Annotated in this window: 22 protein-coding genes, 4 pseudogenes and 1 riboswitch; of the genes and pseudogenes, 18 read left to right on the forward strand and 8 right to left on the reverse strand. The window is 37.1% G+C overall.

The window, feature by feature from the left end:
* The first annotated feature begins 2 nt into the window (after positions 1-2).
* The 5 genes from HMPREF1654_RS03785 to HMPREF1654_RS03805 all read left to right on the forward strand — a co-directional run bounded on the left by HMPREF1654_RS03785 (position 3) and on the right by HMPREF1654_RS03805 (position 4557).
* Positions 3-1694, forward strand: coding sequence for a family 16 glycosylhydrolase (locus HMPREF1654_RS03785; RefSeq protein WP_016670383.1), 1692 nt, complete (start codon positions 3-5; stop codon positions 1692-1694).
* A gap of 17 nt (positions 1695-1711) precedes the next feature.
* Positions 1712-2032, forward strand: coding sequence for a PTS sugar transporter subunit IIB (locus HMPREF1654_RS03790; RefSeq protein WP_003074583.1), 321 nt, complete (start codon positions 1712-1714; stop codon positions 2030-2032).
* A gap of 9 nt (positions 2033-2041) precedes the next feature.
* Positions 2042-2359 carry a PTS sugar transporter subunit IIA gene (locus HMPREF1654_RS03795; protein ID WP_003077657.1) on the forward strand — a complete coding sequence of 106 codons (318 nt, stop codon included), beginning with the start codon at positions 2042-2044 and terminating at the stop codon, positions 2357-2359.
* Between the two features lie 213 nt (positions 2360-2572).
* Positions 2573-3142, forward strand: a complete 570-nt coding sequence (locus HMPREF1654_RS03800; protein WP_003077753.1) for a TetR/AcrR family transcriptional regulator — start codon at positions 2573-2575, stop codon at positions 3140-3142.
* 62 nt (positions 3143-3204) lie between these two features.
* On the forward strand, positions 3205-4557 hold the full coding sequence (locus HMPREF1654_RS03805; RefSeq protein WP_003077451.1) for an MATE family efflux transporter: 1353 nt from the start codon (positions 3205-3207) through the stop codon (positions 4555-4557).
* 582 nt (positions 4558-5139) lie between these two features.
* Here HMPREF1654_RS03805 and HMPREF1654_RS03810 read toward each other — a convergent pair.
* A complete protein-coding gene (locus tag HMPREF1654_RS03810; RefSeq protein WP_003077830.1) occupies positions 5140-5649 on the reverse strand; it encodes an HXXEE domain-containing protein in 510 nt (169 codons plus the stop codon).
* A gap of 14 nt (positions 5650-5663) precedes the next feature.
* Positions 5664-6533 carry an AraC family transcriptional regulator gene (locus HMPREF1654_RS03815; RefSeq protein ID WP_003077609.1) on the reverse strand — a complete coding sequence of 290 codons (870 nt, stop codon included), beginning with the start codon at positions 6531-6533 and terminating at the stop codon, positions 5664-5666.
* Between the two features lie 111 nt (positions 6534-6644).
* On the opposite strand from HMPREF1654_RS03815, the gene HMPREF1654_RS03820 reads away from it, so the two are divergent.
* Both HMPREF1654_RS03820 and HMPREF1654_RS09920 read left to right on the forward strand, forming a co-directional pair.
* A complete protein-coding gene (locus HMPREF1654_RS03820; RefSeq protein ID WP_003077665.1) occupies positions 6645-8084 on the forward strand; it encodes a glycoside hydrolase family 1 protein in 1440 nt (479 codons plus the stop codon).
* Positions 8074-8455, forward strand: a pseudogene (locus HMPREF1654_RS09920) (VOC family protein). The gene HMPREF1654_RS03820 and the pseudogene HMPREF1654_RS09920 overlap by 11 nt, the downstream one beginning before the upstream one ends.
* Before the next feature lie 278 nt (positions 8456-8733).
* On the opposite strand, the gene HMPREF1654_RS03830 reads toward HMPREF1654_RS09920, so the two are convergent.
* Positions 8734-9879: a cobalamin-independent methionine synthase II family protein gene (locus HMPREF1654_RS03830; protein WP_003077435.1), complete on the reverse strand. Its 1146-nt coding sequence runs from the start codon at positions 9877-9879 to the stop codon at positions 8734-8736.
* A 194-nt stretch (positions 9880-10073) separates the two neighbouring features.
* On the opposite strand from HMPREF1654_RS03830, the pseudogene HMPREF1654_RS09755 reads away from it, so the two are divergent.
* The 10 genes and pseudogenes from HMPREF1654_RS09755 to HMPREF1654_RS03875 all read left to right on the forward strand — a co-directional run.
* A pseudogene (locus tag HMPREF1654_RS09755) lies at positions 10074-10520 on the forward strand (DUF4368 domain-containing protein); the annotation flags it as partial.
* A gap of 58 nt (positions 10521-10578) precedes the next feature.
* Positions 10579-10836 carry a hypothetical protein gene (locus HMPREF1654_RS10110; protein ID WP_003077463.1) on the forward strand — a complete coding sequence of 86 codons (258 nt, stop codon included), beginning with the start codon at positions 10579-10581 and terminating at the stop codon, positions 10834-10836.
* Positions 10800-11141: a hypothetical protein gene (locus HMPREF1654_RS10115; protein WP_014829571.1), complete on the forward strand. Its 342-nt coding sequence runs from the start codon at positions 10800-10802 to the stop codon at positions 11139-11141. Before HMPREF1654_RS10110 ends, HMPREF1654_RS10115 begins: the two co-directional genes overlap by 37 nt.
* A 106-nt stretch (positions 11142-11247) precedes the next feature.
* A pseudogene (locus tag HMPREF1654_RS10200) lies at positions 11248-11550 on the forward strand (DUF3847 domain-containing protein).
* 218 nt (positions 11551-11768) lie between these two features.
* Positions 11769-12503, forward strand: a complete 735-nt coding sequence (locus tag HMPREF1654_RS03850) for a PHP domain-containing protein (protein ID WP_003077663.1) — start codon at positions 11769-11771, stop codon at positions 12501-12503.
* A gap of 138 nt (positions 12504-12641) precedes the next feature.
* Positions 12642-13472 (forward strand): GIY-YIG nuclease family protein, encoded by an 831-nt coding sequence (locus tag HMPREF1654_RS03855; RefSeq protein WP_003077458.1) that lies wholly within the window; start codon positions 12642-12644, stop codon positions 13470-13472.
* Positions 13473-13555: 83 nt separating this feature from the next.
* The gene (locus tag HMPREF1654_RS03860) at positions 13556-14098 is read left to right on the forward strand and encodes a GNAT family N-acetyltransferase (RefSeq protein ID WP_003077531.1); all 543 of its coding nucleotides are present in this window, start codon (positions 13556-13558) and stop codon (positions 14096-14098) included.
* A gap of 24 nt (positions 14099-14122) precedes the next feature.
* Positions 14123-14785: pseudogene (locus HMPREF1654_RS09925) on the forward strand (family 1 glycosylhydrolase); the annotation flags it as partial.
* A gap of 342 nt (positions 14786-15127) precedes the next feature.
* The gene (locus tag HMPREF1654_RS03870; RefSeq protein WP_003077611.1) at positions 15128-15805 is read left to right on the forward strand and encodes a response regulator transcription factor; all 678 of its coding nucleotides are present in this window, start codon (positions 15128-15130) and stop codon (positions 15803-15805) included.
* A gap of 2 nt (positions 15806-15807) precedes the next feature.
* Positions 15808-16674, forward strand: coding sequence for a sensor histidine kinase (locus HMPREF1654_RS03875; RefSeq protein ID WP_003077746.1), 867 nt, complete (start codon positions 15808-15810; stop codon positions 16672-16674).
* 324 nt (positions 16675-16998) lie between these two features.
* Here HMPREF1654_RS03875 and HMPREF1654_RS03880 read toward each other — a convergent pair whose 3' ends face one another.
* Both HMPREF1654_RS03880 and HMPREF1654_RS03885 read right to left on the reverse strand, forming a co-directional pair.
* A complete protein-coding gene (locus tag HMPREF1654_RS03880; protein WP_003077842.1) occupies positions 16999-17757 on the reverse strand; it encodes an ABC transporter permease in 759 nt (252 codons plus the stop codon).
* A gap of 13 nt (positions 17758-17770) precedes the next feature.
* On the reverse strand, positions 17771-18679 hold the full coding sequence (locus HMPREF1654_RS03885) for an ABC transporter ATP-binding protein (protein ID WP_003077719.1): 909 nt from the start codon (positions 18677-18679) through the stop codon (positions 17771-17773).
* A gap of 223 nt (positions 18680-18902) precedes the next feature.
* Here HMPREF1654_RS03885 and HMPREF1654_RS03890 point away from each other — a divergent pair, with 223 nt between their 5' ends.
* Entirely contained in the window at positions 18903-20510 is a 1608-nt protein-coding gene (locus HMPREF1654_RS03890; protein WP_003077498.1) for a glycoside hydrolase family 13 protein, read from the forward strand.
* Between the two features lie 68 nt (positions 20511-20578).
* On the opposite strand, the gene HMPREF1654_RS03895 is transcribed toward HMPREF1654_RS03890, so the two are convergent.
* From HMPREF1654_RS03895 to HMPREF1654_RS03905, 3 genes are read right to left on the reverse strand one after another with little or no spacing between them, the layout of a single operon-like run.
* Positions 20579-21232, reverse strand: coding sequence for an energy-coupling factor transporter transmembrane component T (locus HMPREF1654_RS03895; RefSeq protein WP_003077836.1), 654 nt, complete (start codon positions 21230-21232; stop codon positions 20579-20581).
* A complete protein-coding gene (locus HMPREF1654_RS03900; RefSeq protein WP_003077778.1) occupies positions 21229-22563 on the reverse strand; it encodes an ATP-binding cassette domain-containing protein in 1335 nt (444 codons plus the stop codon). Before HMPREF1654_RS03900 ends, HMPREF1654_RS03895 begins: the two co-directional genes overlap by 4 nt.
* Position 22564: 1 nt before the next feature.
* A complete protein-coding gene (locus HMPREF1654_RS03905; RefSeq protein ID WP_003074546.1) occupies positions 22565-23125 on the reverse strand; it encodes an ECF transporter S component in 561 nt (186 codons plus the stop codon).
* 83 nt (positions 23126-23208) lie between these two features.
* Positions 23209-23296, reverse strand: a riboswitch (TPP riboswitch).
* Positions 23297-23355: the final 59 nt, after the last annotated feature.

Consider the following 23355-nt stretch of genomic DNA (forward strand, 5'->3'; position numbering starts at 1 on the left):
AAATGGAGAAAAAAAGATTTTCACTGGTAATACTAGTAACCGTGTGCTGTATGTTGTTTGCATCCCATAAGGTCTTTGCCGACACAAATCTCGTAAAGAATTGGGATTTTGAACAGGGCGAAGCCGGCTGGACTTCCAGAAATAAAGGTGAAATTAGTTCTAAAGTCAGCTATGGTAACGGGAAATATTCAGGTGTAGTTCCTGCAACGGCAATTACAAATAATAAAGCCAGTGGCTACATTGGGCAAGTTATTGATGTAAAACCAAATACAACGTACACTGTTTCAGCTTATGCTAAAACAGATACGGAAGGAGCTATAGGTTATTTTACAGCGAGATGGTTTGACAATAATACGCAAGGAGAACTTGTGAAAAATTCTTCAGGAGCAGCAGTTGATCAGAATGTCAACACGACTCGCTGGAAAAAATATACCTTTACTTTTCATTCTGGGAATCATCGCAAAGTATTACTCCAATTGGTAAAATGGTCAGATGATGAAAGAACGAAAAAGTCTAACATATACATTGATAATGTTGAAATGAAAGCCCAGTCTAATCAACAAAGCTATAAAGAAATTTGGCGTGATGATTTTGATGGCACAGAACTGGATAAGACAAATTGGGGTTATGAATTAGGCTCAATTCGAGGCATCGAACAACAACATTACGTTAGAAGCAAAGAGAATGTCTTCTTGCGAGATGGCAATCTTATCTTAAGAGCAACCAATCGTGCTCCCGAAGATCAATATGCAAATCCGCGCGACAAAAGCCGCAAGGTTATTTATAATTCTGGCAGCGTGAGAACGCATGGAAAGAAAGAATTCCTCTATGGTCGTCTCGAGGTACGCGCGAAACTTCCGAAAGGTCAAGGAGTTTTTCCGGCATTTTGGACTCTGGGTTCAGATTTTACATTAGATGGCAAGATTCATTCAGCTCAAGGACATGGTTGGCCTTCAACTGGTGAAATTGATATCATGGAATTAGTTGGAGAACAAAATCTGCTCTCCAGAGGAAATCGTACAGTTTACCAAACACTTCATTATGGTCAAAGAGAAAAAGATAATGGAAAATTTGCTGGAAATGGTACAGCCTACAGTCTTCCTAATGGGACTTTTAATGATGATTATCATACATTTGCGATTGACTGGTATAAAGATCACATTGATTGGTTAGTAGATAATAAAGTGGTTCGTTCAGTCCGTTATAGCGATGATGAAACTGCTAGAAAAATCTTGAACAAACCGCAATTTGCCCAATTAAACTTAGCAATGGGTGGTGCTTGGCCAGGACCAGTTGGTCAAAACTTAGCAGGTACTGAATTTGCTATAGACTATGTTTCATACTCTCGCAATGCGGAGCAAGAAAAACAAGCGCAAGAATATTATGCGAATGCTCCTAAGTTAAATGGCGTTCGCAATGTGACTATTTCAAAAGGTCAAATTCCTGACTTATTAAAGGGAATTACTGCAACACCAGGTTATCAGGTGGATTACTCAATTGACAATGAGCAGTCATTCCAAGATAAGGGTGGTAACACTTCTGTTGATTTATTGGTAAAAGGGCAAGCTGAAAAAAATAAAATTGCGCAATTGAAACCAGGAGTGTATAATATTCACTATAGCGCTTATTCGTCAAATATGACTTATGAATCAAAAGTTGCTAGAAAAACGGTGACTTTGACAATTACTGAATAGAAAGGAATAAAAAAACCATGGCTAAAATAACCATTATGTTGGCATGTGCTGCGGGTATGAGTACCAGCTTGCTTGTTACAAAAATGCAAGCTGCAGCCGATGAAAAAGGATTAGATGCAGAAATTTTTGCAGTTCCAGCACCAGAAGTAGATGATATCCTTTCTGAGAAGAAAGTAGATGTCTTGTTATTGGGCCCGCAAGTGCGCTATCTTTTAGATCAATTTACAGAAAAGTTAGCTCAAAAGAATATCCCAGTTGGAGTTATCCCAATGGTGGATTATGGCATGATGAACGGTTCAAAGGTGCTAGCATTAGCTGAGGAACTGATCGGAGGCTAGAAGGTTGATATGGAAAATTCAAATTTAGAAAGTATCATGTCCCTCATTATGTATGGTGGCGAGGCGAAGAGCAATGCTTTTGAAGCAATTCAAAAAGCTAAAAAAGGCCTTTTTGAAGAAGCACATGAAAAGTTAAAAGCAGCAGATGAGGCATTAGTTTTAGCACACAAGTCACAGACAGAAATGCTGACACAGGAAGCTCAAGGTGAAAAAATTGAGTTTAGTCTTTTAATGGTGCATGCTCAAGATCATTTGATGACTAGTTTAACTTTTATTGATTTGGCAAAAGAAGTTGTTGATATACATGAACGTCTAAACAAGATATGACTGAAGTGATTGAGACGAAAACCTCTTTACCTTGGTAGAGCAGAAAAGTGCTTTACCAAGGTTTTTTTGTTTGAAGAGGCTTATCCCTACAGCTTTCTATACACAGAAAATATTTAAAAATATGATTTCAAATTGTAAAATGCAAGCTTGACAAAAAAATCTAAAAGTAGTATTATTTCATTACCGACGACCTAGTCTATAAGGAGTTGGATCATGGAAAGAAAAAGATTAAGTAAAGAAAAAAGAAGAAAACAGATTAAAGAGATTGCCTTGAAACTTTTTGTGGACAAAGGGTATTCAAAAATTACTATGGAAGAAATAGTACAGGCAGTAGGGATATCCAAAGGTGGAATGTACCATCATTTTTCCAATAAAGAGGAGATTTTCTTAGAACTTTTAAGAGATGGTGATGAGTATAGAAAAGATATTGTGCAAAAATCTATGAGGGAAAATTTACTGAGTCGAAGAGACAAAATTGTGGACATTTTGTTGGAAAGAATCTTGGATAAAAATCCGTATAAAGATTTATACACTGTATTTCTTATAGAGATGCAGGGAAATGATAAATTTAAAATGTTATTTGAAAAAATATATGATGAAAGTCATGATAACTTTGTGGAATTTATTAAAAAGGAAGGATTGGAGGAATACAATGCAATAAGTAATCGTGAATTTACTTTTTTGATGAACTGTTTGTATATGGGCATTTATCTGTTTGATAATGTCGATAGAGCAAAACTGAAAGAGATGCTCAAGCTTATGTTTGAGGCTTATCTAACATAATTCTAGTTAGAGACTATATTTAAACTTTAAAGGCGTGAAGAAATGTTTGAAAGGAAAAACATGTGAATAAAGAAAAAGAAATGATATTAAATGAAGATTTATGGAAAGTTTGTTATAAGCTTTCACTGCCGGCTATTATTGCCATGATTTTATATGGGTTAAACGTCATTTTTGATGGAATATTTGTAGGTAGATTAGTAGGAGAGACAGCATTTGCTGGAATATCCATCGTTTATCCTCTTACACAATTGAGTCTAGGATTAGGTTCATTAGTGGGTGTAGGAGCGGGTTCTTACCTCAGTATTTTGTTAGGTGAAGATGACAAGGACACTCAGGGAAAAATTGTCGGAAATGCAAATTTGATTTCCATAGTAGTTACAGTGATTATAATGTTTTTCGGGTTCGTGTTTATGACACCCTTACTCACATCTATCGGAGCTGAAGGAGAGGCCTTGTCCTACGCTGTGACTTACTTCAGGATTACCCTGATAGGGAGTTTCTTTTGGATTATAGGTCTTGCATACAATATGATAGTAAGAGCTGAAGGCAAGATGCAGACAGCTGCCATTATGATGGGAATAGGTCTTGTGGTGAATATCATATCAAATTATATATTGATGAAGGTTCTCAATATGGGTGTCGCTGGAGCGGCATGGGGTACAAATATAGGTATGTTTGTTTATGCGTTCTTATTTGTAACCTATTGCAAGAAGGGAAAAGCGAGTTTTAATGCAAATATATTTACCATAAGAGCCGATAGAGAAATAATCAAAAAAATTATTTCTTTAGGAATGCCATCACTTATTATGAGTGTAATGGGTATTATACAAGGCGTGATTATTCTAAGGGCATTGAAAGCCTATGGAAGTGAGCTTGATATTACTTTTTATGGAGCTGTATTTAGGATATTTAATTTTTCTCTTACGCCTATTTATGGACTTATGAGAGCGTTGCAACCGGTGGCAGGTATAAATTACGGAGCTGAAAAATATGAAAGAAGTATAAGTTCGTTTAAAATATTTTCTTTTGTAGCATTGATCATCATGTTGCCATTTTGGCTTTTTTCGATGATTAGTCCAGAGCTTGTTTTAGGAAGTATGTTGCCGCAAGTCAATTTTGACCCTAGCTATATTTTCAGTTTCAGAATATTTATGTCAATTGCTCCACTGCTTTCTGTTACTATGACAGCCATGACCTTCTGGCCGTCAATAAAAAAAGCCACTCCTGCAATGGCAATCGGACTTGGGAGACAGTTGTTTTTGTATATTCCTCTTATGATTGTATTACCAAAAATTTTTGGTATCCAGTCCATATACATAGGATCATTTGTGATAGATATATGTCTCTCGGTAATTGTAATAGTGGTATTGTCTAAAGATTTTAAAGATTTGAGGCAACTTAAAACTATGAAGTAATTTGTTTCTAAAAAGGTTATAGTTTGCTTAAATTGATTAGGAAAGAGAACGATTTATAGTTAGTATAAATAGACTCCTTGTTAATTATAGTGGGAAAGTTATAATTAAATATGAGAGAATCAGATTGGTTCTCTCTTTTGTGATATTCAAAACAAGTTGTGTTCCATCTTCAAGTGGCTAATTTTATTTTAGAACTTTCGTTGGTTTCGATTTAATAATGGTTTTTAAAAAGTTTTAGAAATCGTTTATAATGAAATGAAGTTGCGCTATCCTAACTTATGGATTGTTAGTGGTCATGTAGGCAAATACGAAATAGAAAGTAGAGAAACTACTTTCTATTTGATATATGTTTAGGTTTTTTGTCACAGTTGTCAAATATTTATATGTGCAAAATAGCCTGAAAATTAAAAGAGAGCTATTATGGCAAAAGATTATACTGACTTAGTTCAGGAATTGTTGTTCGCGTTGGTGGGAAGGAAAATATTACCAAGTTAGTACATTGGGATGCATCTGCGCTTTTCTCTGAAACCTGAGGGAATGGTAGATACGGTTTAAGCATTATTTTAGATATTCAAAATGGCTTTAGTTTAACCGGTCAGAAAATTGTTTTCCTAACCAAAGTGCAAAAAATAGGTTGACGATAACGATGAGAATACCAATGAGACTGAAAACAAGAAGTTCAATTGTATTGACATGAAGTAAAGCGGTGGTTTTCCAAATGATGATACTGCTAACCGGTAAACACAGGATAGAGGTTGCAAGCGCTGGTATATAGCGCCTAAGCCAGATAGCTTGCAGGATATGAAGCACCAGATGAAGAGCGAAAGCGACGAATCCACCCAACCAGATGAGGTAAAGGAAGCGAGTATGGTAAAAAAGAGCCAAGAAAGCGACAAAGAGCACCATGACAAATTCCTCTGCCACAGCTAGTGCGAACCCTTCTGTGGATAAGTCTTTGTGGGTCTTTAGAATAGCCGTGGCTTTTTTGGCCAGTAGCCGCTCATTCCGCTGTAGCCATGGTATGAAACCAATGATTTCTTCTAAATCATGAAAAATGAAAAGCAGTGGAAATAACCAGATAATATCTTTCATGGAGTCCCTCCTTGTTATTTTTTACGATATTGACTAGGAGTTAGTTGGTAATACTTTTTAAACTGCCGATTGAAGTTAGAGAGGTTGTTAAATCCAGATTGGGCAGCAATTTCTAGGACGGGTAAGGTAGAATGCTGCAAGAGTTCAGCCGCTTTTCGCAAGCGAAATTGAATTACATATTCTATACAAGACACCCCCAAATGTTTCTTAAAGAAATTCATGAAATGCGTATCGCTGTAACTACAAATTTTGGCAAGTTGGTCAATAGTGATTTCTTCTTGATAATGAGCGCTGATATAGTCAATAATGGTACGGATTTTTTCTTCCTTGCGATAGCCTTCTAAGGTTTGCTCTTTTGAAATGACATAACCATTTTCAAATAAAAGATAAAAGAGTTGATTGAGCTGGGCTTTGAGTTGAAATTCAAAATATTTTGTGCGATAATAGCCTATTTTCATAGCATCAAGTAAACATTGCCGAATGTCTGTATAGGCTGGTTGATTAGGCTTGATGACGTGTACAAAATCTAATTGTCCATTGTAAAGTGGCTGCAAATAGTTAATACTGGCTTGGTCCATAGTAGAATAGCCCATCAAATCCAAATGAAAGTTGAGAGCATCCATGTAATGGCGGCGATTTTCAATCGGGTGAATCGAGTGAAGAGCATTGGGACGAATAAGGATAATATCACCTGCTTCACTATTAAAGTAATCATAATCAATGTGAAACTGTGCTGTCCCCTCATGGACGTAAATCAGTTCAATATCCGTATGCCAATGAAAGAGAATGTCTGGTTGACCATTTCGGGTAATGGTTCGTGTGAGAGAGTACGGAGTACCTTGGTTTTTGTAAACGATATCTTTATGTAATGTTCCCAGATCCATAAGTGTTGCCTCTTTCGTAGAATAATACCAATTTATAGAAGAATTGTGTTAGAAAATATTCTTTCTTAAGATTATAATATAATTGAGTAAAAAATAAAAGAGGTAGAAGCCATGGGTAAATTTCCAGCAGATTTTCTTTGGGGTGGTGCAACAGCTGCCAATCAATACGAAGGTGCTTACGATGTGGACGGTAAAGGTCTTTCGGTTCAAGATGTGACGCCAAAAGGCGGTCTATCGTCTAACGCGGGTGATCTCAATCCTTTAATTACAGATAGGCCAACAGCTGACAACCTCAAATTGGAAGGAATTGACTTTTATCATCGTTACAAAGAAGACATTGCCCTTTTTGCAGAAATGGGCTTCAAGGTTTATCGTACTTCTATTGCTTGGTCACGAATTTTTCCAAATGGCGATGAAACGGAGCCAAATGAAGCAGGGCTAAAGTTTTATGACGACCTTTTTGATGAATTGGCCAAATATAACATTGAACCTTTAGTGACTTTATCGCATTATGAAACACCTTTGCATTTGGCGCGTCAATATAATGGTTGGGCAAATCGTGATTTGATTGGCTTTTATGAGCGTTATGTTCGTACTGTCTTTATTCGTTACAAAGATAAGGTGAACTATTGGTTGACCTTTAATGAAATCAACTCTGTTTTACATGCGCCGTTTATGAGTGGAGGGATTGCAACTCCAGTAGAAGAATTGTCCAAACAAGATCTTTATCAAGCTGTTCATCACGAACTAGTGGCATCAGCTCTTGCAACTAAAATTGGGCATGAAATCAATCCAGATTTTAAGATTGGGTGTATGGTGCTAGCCATGCCGACTTATCCGATGACGCCAAAACCAGAGGATGTACTGGCTGCCCGTGAGTTTGAAAATCAAAATTATCTCTTTTCAGATATTCATGTGCGTGGTAAATATCCAGCTTATATGAACCGCTTCTTCAAAGAAAATGACATTGAGATCCAATTTGTACCAGGTGATAAAGAATTGATGGCAGAGCATACCGTGGATTTCATCTCCTTCTCTTATTACATGAGCGTAGTTGCTGCGCATGACCCAGAAAGTTATTCTTCTGGGAAAGGGAACGTTCTAGGAGGTCTACAAAATCCTTATTTAACAGCTTCAGAATGGGGGTGGCAAATTGATCCAATTGGTCTGCGTTTGGTTCTCAATGCTTTCTATGACCGTTACCAATTACCACTCTTTATCGTAGAAAATGGTCTTGGCGCTAAGGATGTTTTGATAGATGGTCCTAATGGTCCAACTGTTGAAGATGATTATCGCATTGATTATCTGCAACAACATTTACAACAGGTTGGTGAAGCCATTGAGGATGGCGTTGAACTCTGGGGTTACACCACTTGGGGCTGTATTGACCTTGTGTCTGCTTCAACAGCTCAGATGAGTAAACGCTACGGATTTATCTATGTTGATCGAAATGATGATGGGACAGGAACTTTAGCTCGCTACAAGAAGAAATCATTTGAGTGGTATAAAGAAGTTATTGCAACGAATGGAGAAAAACTCTATGAAGATTGAACATGTAGTTCTTTATGGTCGAGATTTAGAAGGTGCTAAGCGTTTTTTGAAAGGCATTTTAATGCAAAAACTAATCATCTCTATCATCCAAAGCTGGCTTGCAGTCTTACTTCCTCAGCTTTGACGAAGGAGCAAGGCTGGAAATCATGACCCGAAAAGAAGAGCTGACTAAGAAAAATCAAGAGCTTCTCTTTTTGGGCTATCATCATATTGCTTTCAGGCTAGGGAGCAGAGAAAAGGTAGATGAACTGACAACTAGACACCAAGAAGACGGCTATCAACTTTTAAGCAGGCCACGTTTGACAGGCGATGGTTACTATGAAAGTTGTATTCTAGCTTTGGAAGGCAATCAGATTGAATTGACAGTATAATTTGATAAATTTGCTCCTTATAAAAAAGGCCGAATCTTTCGATTCAGTCTTTTTCAGATTACACAAATGAACTGAAGAATTGTAACAGAGGGGCAAGGGAAAATGGTTGAAGTGTAGATTATTGTAGTTTTGTCTTCAAAAATTTCTCAATAGAGAAATCATTTTAATAGTATTTTTTTCAGTGGTATTTATTGCTGGAAATCAAAAAGACAAACCTCAAAAAGAAGTTTGTTTTCGCGTTTTTGTCAGTGTTCGCTAAATAGTCATGTGCTTGCAGTTTAACCCCAAAATTTCTTAGCGATTTCTTGGCCTTGTTTGATTTTAGCCCATTGCTGCGGGATAGCCAACTCATTGCCAGAATCACAAGAAGCAAAACCGCATTGATGTGACAGCAGCAAACGTTCCTTAGGCAAAATGGTGCTGGCTTGTTCTAATAACTTGAGAACACGTTCTTCATCATCAAGATCAGTTGTCTTACTGGAAAGGAGTCCAAGAACAACCTCAGCATCTTTATCTTTAAGAGAAGCAAGAGCCTTCAAATCACCTGAGACGTCACTGTCCCATTCTAAGAAGAAGCGGTCATAGTGTTGATCACGCAAGAATTTTTCCGCAATCGCTTCATAAGTTCCGCCTGAGGCAGAACGGCTTTCATAATTTCCGCGGCAGTTATGTGTCCAAACTTTGAGTCCTAATTGATGCCCGTAATCAACTACCTCGTTATTGATCGCAATGAATTCATCAGCTAAATCAGCCAGCGCAGCATTGCCATCAGCAAAAAACGAAGCAGGATTTGATTCATCAAAAAGTTCCCAAAGGCAATCATCAAACTGGATAATCTCACCGCCAGCTTCCTTGTATTCTGTCAAGAATTCCTTGTAGGCCTTGATAAGACCAGCTTTTAATTCGTCATTGGTTTTGTAAACTTGCCCTTCACCAGCAAGTTTATCAAAGATAGTCAGTTCAGTATAAGCATGCGCAGGTCCCCAAATCGTTAATTTTGTTTGCCTATCACCAGCTTCTTCCTTGAGCAGTTTGTAAATATCTAAAAAATGATGATTTTTACCTGAAAGTGGCTGGGTAATGCGAATACCGATGTCTTTACGTGTTTCGTACTGTCCGCCATCATGGTCTTTAAAAGTGTAGCCGTGGTCTGCAATGTAGCGTTCAATACCTTTAAGTCCCCAAATAAAATCTAAATGCCACATGGACTTAGAATATTCACCATCTGTCAAAATATCAATACCATTTGCCTTTTCATCAGCAATGACCTTTTTAATCTCTGCTGTTTCTATTTCATGATAACCCGGAAAACTATCATAAAAAGGATACTGAATGTCATCACGATGTTCAATTTTATTTTTATAGTCAAGCAGATCAGCTGGACGAAGAAGAGATCCAACTAGTTGGAATTTTGATTGTGTCATATACATGCCTCTTTCTAAATTTCTTGCTTTTTATTGTACAAAAGCTGAGCACTTTTGAAAAATAGTTAATTTAGAGAAAAAGGTATAGCTTAAAACTATATCTCGGGCTAAAAGGCAAAGTCTCGTTTTAGGGCTCTTCTCGCTTGCAAATGAACTAATTTAGTCGTTTATAGAGTTAAAAAATTTTTTATGTTGAAAAAAGAGAAGAAGAGTATCAAGGGGATAAAGAGAAGTTAGAAAAACTATCATCAAGAAATGTCGAATTACCAACACTTATTGTAAAGCTATATGAAGAGCACACACTTGGAAAAATTCCTGTAAAACACTTTGATAGATTATTAATGTTCGATAATACAGAGCAACAAGATTTAGAAAAATAAATACAGTATTTTGAACAAGAAATAGAAAGCGGTCATCAGAGAAAAGTTAACACTGATAAATTTCTAAAAATGATAGAGAAATATACCGATATTGAGGAACTGATTATACCAATGATAAATGACTATATAGAAAAAGTTGTAGTTCATGAAGCAACAGAGGGAAGAAAAGGAACAGACAGAAAACAACAAGTTGATGTGTACTTTAACTTTATAGGGAGCTGTCAAATACCACAGAAAGCCGATATAGAAAAAATAGCTTAAAAATGGTATAATATATAACAAATTCAAGGTGAGATATATTAGTTAGGAGGGCTAAACTATGTCAAATGTATATGAGAACGTTCCTAAATTTGAAAGTGGAAAATTTTTACTCCGATTTGTAGATAAAGATGATGTAGAAGATTTATTCGCAGTTTATAGTGATAAAAATTCATTGCCTTTTTTCAACAGCGATAATTGTGATGGGGATAATTTTTACTATTCAACAAAAGACAAGATGAAACAAGCTATTGATTTTTGGCTAAAATCATATCAGACAAAATGGTTCGTTGGGTTATTATTGATAAGATTTCACTAAAAGTAATTGGAACTATTGAACTGTTTAATAGAACATCAGAAGATAAGTTTAATGGCATGAGCGTACTTAGATTGGATTTGAAAAGCGAATATGAAAAAGAAGAAGTTATTAAAGAAATTTTGGAGCTTATAGTTCCGCCAACTTATGAACTATTTGATTGCGAAGAAGTTATTACTAAAGTTCCTAATTACGCCATTGAAAGAATATCTGCTGTATCTGGCATTGGTTTTACAAAATCGGATAATTTTTTAGTAGGAACGCATGATGGATATTCATATAAAGATTATTGGACAATTCATAAATAAAAATTAGTAGATCAAAAAATATAGTTAAAATTCAAGGAAGCAGTGAATCAAAAAAGGTTTACTGGTTTTTCTTTGCTCAAAAACAGAAAGAGAGGAAAACAGAAAAATGAAAAATATAGATGAAAAAGTCTTAATGGCAGAAGAAATCAAGCAGTTACAAAACAAAAGAAAAAAGCTCATCAGTCAGTAGAAACAGGAAGAATGAAAGAAAAGAGATAGACGGCTTTATGAAAAAGGAGCAGTCTTTGAAAGTATCTTTACCAAGAGTAAGGATTTTACCAAAGATGAATTTTATCAATTAATCACATTTCCGAAAGAAATAATCAATAAAAAAATTTTAAAAATCATAGAGAAGCGAGAAGAAAGAGGAAAGAAAAATACAGAACCACGAGAGCAAGAAGCGGGCTGACGTTATATTGAAATAGCATTGTATCTCCTTTCGATATCATATAATGATTGCTATTTTACCATTAAAAATGACTGTTTTTCCCTTTAGATGAAAATGATACATCATTTTAAAAAGGTGACATCTTTTATATAAAAGCTCTTAATCCAAATGAAAATAAGTTTTCTCTTCCCTCTCCTTTTTGGTAAAATAGAAGAAAAACAAGGAGCAACTTATAACCGATGCGCGATAACCATTTACACACCCATTTTTCCTATGATTCTGACGCTCATTTTGAAGACTATCTAGCTCACTATGATGGTGATATCGTCACAACTGAGCACTACGACCTGTCCAACCCCTACACTCAGCAGGATGATGTGCCTGATTATGAGGCTTATTCTAAAGAAATAGCCGAGCTTAATGTGAAATACAGCAACCGCATCAAGCGAGGCATTGAAATTGGCTACTACCAACCCCGTGAAGCGGATATTCTCAGCTTCCTAGCTGACAAGGACTATGATTTGAAATTACTTTCTGTCCACCACAACGGGGTCAATGATTATCTGGATGATGAAGTGGCAGATATGGACAAAGAGACCATTATCCAAGAATACCTAGACAAGCTGGAATACGCTATCGGGCGCGTAGAAGCTGATGTGCTGGCGCATTTCGACTATGGCTTTCGCTTGTTTGACCTGACGATTGATGAATTAAAGACTCATGAAGCCCAGCTGCGCAGCATTTTTCACAAGATGATCGACCACAACCTAGCCTTTGAACTCAACAGCAAGTCCATGTACCTCTATGGACACGAGCATCTCTACCGCTATGCCTTAGGCCTAGTCAAAAACTTAGGCTGCCACAAATACTCCATCGGCTCCGACGGTCACAAACTCGAACACTTCCGCCTAGCCTTTGACAAAATTCAAGACATCTTAGATGAGTATGGAATTGAAGAGGGGGATATAATTTAAAAAGCAGCGGTGGGTTGTTGTAGCATTTCGTTTGTAAACAGTATTCCTATTGTCAGCCAGCTCATGTGGTTCGGCACGCCAGCAAACATACGGTTTTATAGCTAAATTGAATGATTATGATAGATTGGGGATATTGAAATGAGTGATATAAAATTAAATGATATATTTGGATTTACTGAAGAAGAAATTCCACATGTAAAAATTTATTTTCATGTGTGGAAAAGCGATGTGAATTATACAAAAGATTATTATCTATCTAATAAAGAACAAGTTAACCATTGGAATATTTTCTATAATGCTGATAAGAAACATTTTAAAGTTGGAGAAACGGTGATAAATGTAGTAAAAGTAGACTATGATAAATATTTGGTTACTATGGTAAAAAAAGTGACTAAAGATTTAAATCGATATAATGATCAAGGTTATGAAGGAGAAAATGTAGAAAAATTTAAACCATATTTTGATCGTTTAATCATAAAATATAAGCCAGGTCGCATGAGAGTGAGAAAATATGCAAGTCTTTATGATGATGTTATCGTTTCCGAAATCCTATCAGAACCATGGCGAGGTGATGATTTTAATGGTTATGATGAAATTTGTTTATCATATTCTCAATTAGAAAGTATTTTTAGACTGGAGAAGAGAGATTGGTTAACTGCTTTACAAAATCAAAAAGCTGTTTATCTAATTACAGATAAAAAAACAGGACAGTTATATGTTGGTTCAGCTACAAGTAAAGATAAAATGTTGCTTAGTAGATGGAATTCATATGTAAATAATGGTCATGGTGGTAATACAGAACTCCATAAATTAGTCACAGAAAAAGGTTTTAACTATGTAAAAGAAAATTTTCAATACAGTCTTTTGGAAAACTTCAATGGAAAAGTTGATGATGATTATATTATTGGTCGGGAACAATGGTGGAAGAAGGTATTACAATCAATAAAATTTGGTTATAATGATAATTAATTTTAATTGATAGCTTTTGAATATTGATTTTACTTACAAATTGAATCATATTAAAATAAACTCAACGAAAGCGAGTGCACATTATGACCGAAAACTTAATCCTAGTTCGTCCCAGTCTTGATTGGGAAGAGGAATTACTGGCTTATAAGGAAGCGTTTAAAAGTGCGCACATGTACGGCGGAGCTGGTCTTTACAAATTTGATAAGTTGTCTGATTGGCTGGTTTACCTAGACAGGCTCTCAAAGGATAAACCAGCAGAAGAAGGATGGACAGCAACGGTTTTTCTCTGCATTCGTCAGTCCGATAAGCGAATGATTGGTATTTGCAATGTCAGACATCATCTAAATAGTTTAGGTTTGCTTAATGTTTCAGGCCACATTGGTTATTCTATTCGGCCTGATGAGCGTAAGAAAGGCTACGCTAAAGTGCAGCTGCGCCTAGCATTGTTAGAAGCTAAGAAATTAGGCATTAACAAGGTTTTGGTGACCTGCGCAGACTGGAATATTGGTTCTGAACGTACTATCCTTGCAAACGGAGGTGTCTATGAAGATAGCCGTTTGGATAAATCAACGGGGAACATGATGAAGCGGTACTGGATAAATGTGACTGAAAGGAACAGCATATGAAACTAGTCTTTTTGCATGGTTTGGGACAGGAAAAACTATTTCTTCGTCGACGTGCAGGCGCGTGGTGAATATCCCAACTATGCTAAGAAAACTTGGGAGTGCGTGGGCATCACTGTCGAAATGACAGAAGAAGACCTGCAGCTGCTCAAGGAGCATACGGTGGACTTCATTTCCTTCTCTTACTACTCTAGTCGGGTAGCTTCGGGCGTTCCTAAGGTCAATGAGCTGACGGAGGGCAATATCTTTGCTTCTCTCAAGAATCCTTATTTGGAAAGGTCTGAGTGGGGCTGGCAGATTGATCCTCTGGGCTTGCGCCTTACGCTAAATACCATCTGGGATCGCTATCAAAAACCCATGTTTATCGTGGGAAACGGTCTGGGTGCAGTGGATACTTCAGATGAAAATGGCTATGTGGTTGATGATTGCCGGATTGACTATCTGGCGGCCTAGGCCTATGTAAAGGCTATGCGAGAAGCTATCAATGAAGACGGCGTGGTTCTGTGGGGCTACATGGCCTGGGGCTGTAATGATCTGGTATCAGCTGGCACTGGCGAGATGAAGAAGCGCTATGGCTTTATCTATGCGGACCGAGACAATGAAGGCAAGGGAACACTCAAACGCTCCAAGAAAAAATCCTTTGACTGGTATAAGGAAGTCATCGCGACTAATGGAGTATCTGTGAAATAGAAAAGCTGGAGTGTTCCAGCTTTTAATATTGAAAATATTAATCACTTTATGGCTCTAGTGCAAAATAGTACCCAGACATTTTGTATAGTTTAACATCCATAATTAATACTTTAGTTGATTGTTGGAGATTGCAATAGACAAAATATTGTTTATTTCATCAGGTATTCTTTTGAATTTGAAAAACAAATAACCTTGAACGTCGCTGATACGTTGCGCATTTATTGCAAGAGCAGTGTCAGTTAAAGGCACTGTTCTCCCTAGACTCTGTTTGACTTTCCGTTGACTTCCGTCTTTTTCCTTGTTACACTAAGGATAAAAGATTTCATTAGAAATGGAAGAAATATGGCAAATATTTTAATCATAGAAGACAATAACGATATTCATGAACTTTTAAAAGATTTGTTTCAAGCTGAACATAGAGTCTATTCAGCTTATTCTGGAACAGAAGGATTGCTTGTATTTGCACAGCAGAAGATTGATTTGGTGCTGCTGGATATTATGTTACCGGGAAAAAATGGTGATCAAGTCTTAGCAGAAATTCGCAAAAGCAGTCAGATTCCAGTGGTCATGCTGACTGCTTTAGGTGAGAAATCACTGGTCAGTCAATATCTGTTAAATGGTGCCAATGACTATATTGTTAAACCATTCAATCTGGATGAAGTTTTTGCACGTGTGACGGTGCAGCTGCGAAGCCACTTTTCACGAGATCAAATAGATGAGATACAACGAGTTAAAAATATCCGCCTTTTACCAGATACATTTGAAGTAGTTAAGGGAGACAATCGAGTTCGTTTAGGGAGAAAAGAGTATCAAATCTTGCAAACGTTGCTTTGTCATCCTAAGAAAATTTACACAAAAGAAGAATTATTTGAATTGGTTTGGGAAGAACCCTACTTGCCGGGAGATAATACGCTGAACACTCACCTTAGCAATCTTCGCAAAAAATTAGCCCAACTAGATCCGACTGAAGAATACATTGAAACAATCTGGGGCTTAGGTGTGAGAATTAAGGAGGACTAAGAATGCTGGTTTGGATACTAGTTGCATTAATCAGTCTGCTTGGACTCTTGCTATTGCGTTATCATATTGCAGTCCGTAATCTTTCACAACAGATTCGTGAGAAACGAGAAACTGGTAGTCAGATACGCTTAACACCTCAATATCATGGTCAAACAATGATTGAGGTGGCAAATGAAGTGGAAAAACTCTTTCAAGAAGTAGAACAAACACGTTTTATTGCTCGCCAGGAGAAGAAAACTTTGGATATGGCTATTAGCAATATTGCTCACGATATTCGCACACCCTTGACCATCGCTAGCGGTTATACCCAACAGCTTATGAAGGGAAAAGAAGAGAATGAACAATTATTGAAAATTGCGACCAATCTATCTGTTGTTTCCAATCGTTTGGAAGCCCTTATGGAATATCGCCGACTTATGGAAGGGGCTGTTCGACCGCAGTTTCGACAAATAGATATTTCCAAACTGATAACGAACCAAATGCTTTCTTTTTATGATGCTTTTCAAGAAGAAGGAATTGACTTACAGGTGAATTTGCAAGAAGGGTTAGTGCTAGAGACAGATCCAGAAATTTTGGAACGAATTGTCCAAAATATGTTAAGTAATGTCCTCAAGCATGGTAAAGAAACAGCTCAGATATCTTTGACACGTACAGATAGATCTATTCTTTTAAGCGTAAAAAACGTTGTTCGCCAACCCATTCAATATTTGGAAAAATTAACCAACCGTTTTTATTCTGAGAATCTCTCAAATGCAGAAGAATCCTCTGGCTTAGGGCTTTATATCACCCAGCAGTTGGTGGAAATCCTGCAAGGGCAGCTAGAAATGAAGGCAGAGGATGTATGGTTTGAGTTGCTTATTCGTTTGTAAGGGCTTGATACAGAAAGGCGGTGGGGCAGAACTAAAAATTGACTATTTTTAGCTTTGCTCTCTTGTTTCTAGGTTCAGGCTTAAAAGGTCTCCCAGACCTTTTAAATAGTCCCAGCCTTGTGAAGTGATGGATGAAGAAAACGAAGTTTTTGTTAAATAAATTTTTGGGAATCGAAAAGACAACTAAAAAATGAAAGTAACTTGCTTCGAAAGCCTAATTTGCAACCTCGACAGCCATTGGCTGTTGAGCAATCAGTGACCATGTTAAGAACTTTCGATCATAATAAAACGAGGCTAGGATCTTTTTCCCAGCCTTTTTGTATGCTATAAATCTTTTCTTTTAAATACTTGTAAACCACTAAATGCAAAGAAAAGTGTGATGAGAAGGGCAATTGTTATGGTTTTGAAGACCATATCTTGCTTAGAGACCATGTCAAAATAGAATTGCATGTCCAAGTATTTCAACCAATCAACATCTGGATAAAAGATAGTTGGCAGGCTTAGCAAGGAAACGCCGACAAAATAGGTGAAAATAGCAGCTATAATAGAGTTAGTAGCATATAATGTGAATGAAACAAGACTAACCCAAGCAAAGGCACAGATAAATTGGACGCCAATCATAATGAGAAAATTCGAAAGGAAATGTTTTGGTGCTGTTCCAATGCCATTGATGAGTGCAGCTGGAATAAATGCAGAATAGGTTAAAATCATTTGAAACACGATAAGACTAGCTAGAACAAAGAATTTAGATAAATAGAATTCTGTTCGTGAGATACCGCTAGTAATAGAATTTTTATATAATTTTTGAGTAAGATCAATTCCAATTAATAAAACAACAAGGATGATAATAAAAATAATAGTATTACTAAAATTACCAGAAGTTTTAGTGATAGCTTCAAAACCAGTCCAACCACTCTTCTTCTCCAATGCGTTTAAAGCTTTTGTGTCTGTATGTACTCCTACATTCCCCATAACACCATAGAGCACACCAGATAATAGTGTGATGATAAAGAAGAACTCCGTAATCCAAAAACCCTTTGAGCGAAAGAAACGATAAAAGTCTGCTTGAATAGTATGAATCATGATAAACCTCCCTCTATTTTACCAAATCTGTAAAGTATTTTTCTAAGTCTTGGCGCGCATAGTAGATTTCGTTGATAGCAATATTCATCTTTCCTAATTCTTGAATGATAGTGTTAATCTCATGCGAATGAGTAAAAATGTGTATCTCATCTGTTGCATTCACGACTTTCAGACGGTAGCCCAGATGATCGTGGAGTATGTTGCTTGCCTTGGCGAGATTATTTGTTTTCAAAACAATATAATCTTCACTTTCTTCTTCAAACTCTGCTTTAGTAATTTCTTTGATGAGTTTCCCATTTTCGATGATTCCGAATTTTGTAGCAACTAAATAAAGTTCACTTAAAATATGGCTAGAGATAATGAAAGTCATATCCAATTCGTCATTGAGCTGCTGCACTAGTTGTCGGAATTCTTTGATTCCGACAGGATCAAGTCCGTTGATTGGTTCATCTAAAATCATCAAATCTGGTTTTGATAGAAGTGCAATAGCGATACCTAAGCGCTGTTTCATTCCAAGAGAAAAATCTCGAAACTTTTTCTTACCAGTATTGGTTAGGCCGACATAAGAGAGAGTTTCTTGAATAACCTTATTTGCATTGGGAATATGTCGTATTTTGCAGCAATAGTTTAAATTTTCATAAGCGGTCAGGTGGGCATAAGCCGCTGGAGATTCAATGACAGAACCGACTCGCTTGAGTGCATGTGTCCATTCAGATTTGGTGGAAGAACCAAAGAGAGCAATCGTACCACTATTTGGCTGAATCAGCTGGGTAATCACTTTGATGAGTGTTGTCTTACCAGCTCCATTTTTCCCAATTAGACCGTAAATTTCTCCTTGTTTCACAGTAAGACTAACATCATCTAGAGCCAGCTGTTGACCAAATCTCTTACTGATGTGTTTCACATTCAAAATAGTTTCCATAATGTGACCTCCATTTTTTCTATCGTAGAGTTTCTCCTCTCTTCAAGGATTAGTATACAAAATGCTTGTCAAATAAGTCTCAAGTAATTCTCAAATATTTCTAAAATTTACAGAGTTAAACTTTTTACGTGTAAAAAGAAGACTAAAATATAACGCAAACGCTTGCAAAGAAGTGAAAAATTATATAGTATGGAAGGTGAAAAAGATGAAAGTGAGATGCACAATGCAAAGAAAATGGTGGCATGATGCCGTAATTTATCAGATTTATCCAAAAAGTTTTATGGATAGCAATGGAGATGGAATTGGTGATTTACAAGGAATTACAAGTAAATTGGATTACTTGAAGAAACTTGGAATTACCGCTATTTGGCTTTCTCCGGTTTATAAGAGTCCGATGGACGATAACGGTTATGATATTGCTGATTACGAAGCAATTGCAGATATTTTTGGCTCTATGGAGGATATGGAAGAACTGATCGCAGAAGGAGAGAAGCGCGATATTAAAATCATTATGGACTTGGTGGTCAATCATACTTCTGACGAGCACGCTTGGTTTGTAGAGGCGCGAGAACATCCAGATAGTCCAGAGCACAGTTATTATATCTGGCGAGACAAACCAAATGATTTAGACTCTATTTTTGGCGGTTCTGCTTGGCAATATGATAAAAAAGCTGGTCAATATTATCTACATTTCTTTAGCACAAAACAACCGGATCTTAATTGGGAAAATGAAACTCTACGTCAAAAAATTTACAAGATGATGAATTTCTGGATTGACAAAGGAATTGGTGGCTTTCGCATGGATGTGATTGATATGATTGGAAAGGTACCTGACCAGAAAATTGTCAATAATGGTCCAATGCTGCATCCTTACTTGCAGGAAATGAACCGTGCGACTTTTGGGGATAAGGATTTATTGACAGTTGGTGAAACTTGGGGAGCAACTCCTGACATTGCAAAACAGTATTCAGACCCAAAGAATCATGAATTATCTATGGTTTTCCAATTCGAGCACATTGGTCTTCAACATAAGCCGAATCAACCAAAATGGGATGTAGCAGATGAATTGGACGTACCAAAATTAAAAGAAATTTTTACCAAATGGCAAAATGAACTAGGTGTAGAGGAAGGTTGGAATTCGCTCTTTTGGAATAACCATGACCTTCCGCGCGTTGTCTCCATATGGGGAAATGATACGAAATACCGCGAAAAGTCAGCGAAAGCTTTAGCAATTCTCCTTCATCTGATGCGTGGGACTCCTTACATTTATCAAGGGGAAGAAATTGGTATGACCAATTATCCTTTCAAGAACTTAGAAGATGTTGAAGACATTGAATCTCTCAACTATGCCCGCGAAGCCCTTGATAAGGGTGTGCCGCTCGATGATATTATGGGCAGTATTCGTACGATTGGGCGGGACAATGCTCGCACGCCTATGCAGTGGAATGCCCATCAGCATGCTGGTTTTTCAACTGGTCAACCGTGGCTGGCTGTCAATCCTAATTATCCAAGAGTCAATGTTGAAGCAGCTTTGGAAAATCCGAATTCTATTTTCTATACTTATCAACAATTGATTCAATTGAGAAAGAGCAATGATTGGTTGGTGACAGCAGATTTTAAACTACTTGAAACGGCTGATAAGGTGTTTGCTTATTTACGAGAAACGACAACAAAGAAATATCTGGTCGTGATGAACTTCTCAAATGAAGAGCAAAGTTTTGTCTTGGAAAATACTGTAAAGGAAGTTTTGATTGCTAACACAGATGTAACTAAGATACTTCAAACCCATAAATTACAAGGCTGGGATGCTTTTTGTGTGGAAATTGAGTAGAAAGATTGGCAAGAACAAAAACATAAAAAATACTGTGAAAAATTCCACAGTATTTTTTGTGTCGAGTTCTATCTTGGGATCAAAAGGGTCAAATTGATAAGGAGGAAAATCAAGAAGCAAGTAAGACTTGCACTTTTGGGTGTTTCCAATTGTCGGTAACAACTTCGCTTGATTGTTTCATCAAATCCGTGGGCGTACATAGCTTCTATGTAAGAATCTCGCCAATTAAAAGCGATAAAAATAGCTTTGATATAAAAGAGTGGTGACCAGAAATGAAGTGTTTTTCCTCGCAGGAGACTCGCTTCTCGGACAGCTTGGATTTCTTTTTGAATGACTGGAATGGCGTTTAGTACAACGAGCAGTCCATAGGTGAAGTGACTTGGAAGGCCTTTTTGTTGCCAATAGCGCAAGAGCTGATTGAGATGAACGCTATATAAAAAGGTCATTCCCAAAGCTGCTAAAGCAAAAGATCGGGTAAACAGTATCATTGCTTGACTATTATCTCCATGAAGTTGAATAGCCCAGTAATTTGCTAGTGCTGGTAGCAAAGGTAAGAGCAGTGTCCAGAAAATGCCCCACCATTTCCTTAGGTAAATGAGGTGGGAGAGTACTCCTGCGACAATCGCACAGTTGAGCCACGTTGATTGGATAAAGGAAATTTCTAATGTCAAGGCAATGAGAAGGAGCACAAGGGCGAAGACATTTGTTTCTTCTTTTTTCATAGCGACCTTCTTTCTGTCAGCCCGTCGGACGTCAGCTCTACCAAATGATCACTAATGCCGTCCAAGGGCTCCAAACGATGAGAAATAATTATAAAGCTTTGCTGAGCAGCCTTGTCTTTAATCCAATTGGCAAAAAAATCACAGGCCTTTTTATCTAACCCAGTAAATGGTTCGTCCATGAGTATGACAGGGGTTTCCAAGGTCAGGATAGATAATAATTGAATGATTTTTTTTTGCCCACCACTCAAGTGGAAAAGACTAGAATCCATTTTCCTGTCTAAACCAAACAAAGTTAAGGCTTCTTGTGTCTTTGATTGGTTTTCACTGGAAAGAGAGGGCAGGTTTAATTCCTCTGCGGGGGTCGTCCGAATGAATTGCTTTTCAGCATCTTGAACAACGGCAGTAATATGGCGATATAACTTCTTGTTCTTCTTAATTTTTCGACCCTGATAGCGCATGCTGCCTTTGTATTTTTGCAATTGCAAAATGGCACGAAAGAGAGTTGATTTACCAGTGCCATTGGCCCCGATGAGAGTCGTAATACCTTTCTGAAAAGCAAAGTCTTCAATCGTAAAAAGTGTATTTTGGTCAAATTGGCAGGAGACATGTTGCAGCTGTAAGAAAGGGCTTTGCTGAGTATGTTCGCATACCAACTGATAACTTGGAGGAGCCTTTTTTAAAAGAGCTACATCTTGTTTAAAAAGTTTCCCATTTTTTAATTCAACAAGGCAGTCGACATAGTCAGCATAGAGGCTACGATCATGGTCACATAAAATAACAGTCTTCCCCATTTTTGTCAAATCTGCTAATAAATGAATCAAGCGTTTGCGTGCTACTTGATCGACAGAAGCAAAGGGTTCATCTAACAAAATAATTTGTGAATCCATAGCTAGCAGAACGGCTAGAGAAACTTGTTGTTTTTCTCCGCCAGATAAGGTCAGAAAATTACGATGGAGCAGGTGTTCTACTTTCCCAAGAGTGATAGCATACTTGATTTTTGCATCAATCTGTTCAGCAGGCGTTTGGAGATTTTCCAAGGTAAAAATCAATTCCTCATAAAGGGTTGTCATGGTAAATTGACGGCTTGGATTTTGAAACATCATACTAAGATAGGTAACTCGTTCATGAATCGGTAAGTGAGACAGCAATGTATGACCTAACTTTACCTCTCCAGCAAAGTCTAATTCATTGAAATTTGTTAAAATCCGGAAAAGGGTTGATTTGCCAGCACCGGTATCACCAATCAAGAGTGTCATTTTTCCTGTTTCAAAGGTAAAGGTTAAGTCTTCAAAGACATCTCTAAGATAAATATGCTCTAATGTTAATCCCATATTATTTACCAGCGGATTGGTTAATCTTGTTGTAAAGATTCATAATGATTTTAACCAGAACAGCACAGAAGAAGAATACCGAAAGAAAGCGAACAACAAACAATGCTAAAACAAACTCAGGTTTGAAAGCATAATAACCAATTTTAAAATATTCATAGGCAAAGCTCAAACAGGTCGCCCCTATGGTACTATAGATCAATGATAGCCAATCATAGCGTTTGTATCGTGTTGCTGCAAAACCAAGTTCACTCCCGAATCCTTGAATGAGTCCAGAAATCAAAGTACTCAGGCCAAATTGGCTCCCGTACAGAACTTCAGCGAGGGCTGCAAATACTTCTCCAATCGTAGCGCTGCCCGCTTTACGAATAAGCATAGATGATATAGGAGCCGCCATACACCAGAGCCCAAATAAAACTTCATTAGCAAATGGCTTTAAGCCTGCCGGTGCTAAAATAGCTGTTAAAATGTTATAAAGGAAACCGGAACCGACAAAGATTCCTCCGAATAAAACAGCTAAAAGAGCTAAGAGGATAACATCTCGTAAACTCCATTTTTGAAACATAAAAAAACTCCTTCTAACAAAGCAGATGAGGAGTTTTGGCACAACAAAATAAAATCTAATCACACAAATGATTAGAACGTTTTGGTCTTTTTTATACATTTCCCTGCGGCAGCATTAACTGCATCAGGTTCAATGGGTATAATCTCAGCCTCAGCACCCCAAATGTTCTTTGTTTTTTATTATGTTGTTATTCTAACATCTATTCTCAAAAATAGCAAGAAAAGGATTCT

This window comes from Streptococcus intermedius SK54 = ATCC 27335, assembly GCF_000413475.1.
GTDB lineage: Bacteria > Bacillota > Bacilli > Lactobacillales > Streptococcaceae > Streptococcus > Streptococcus intermedius.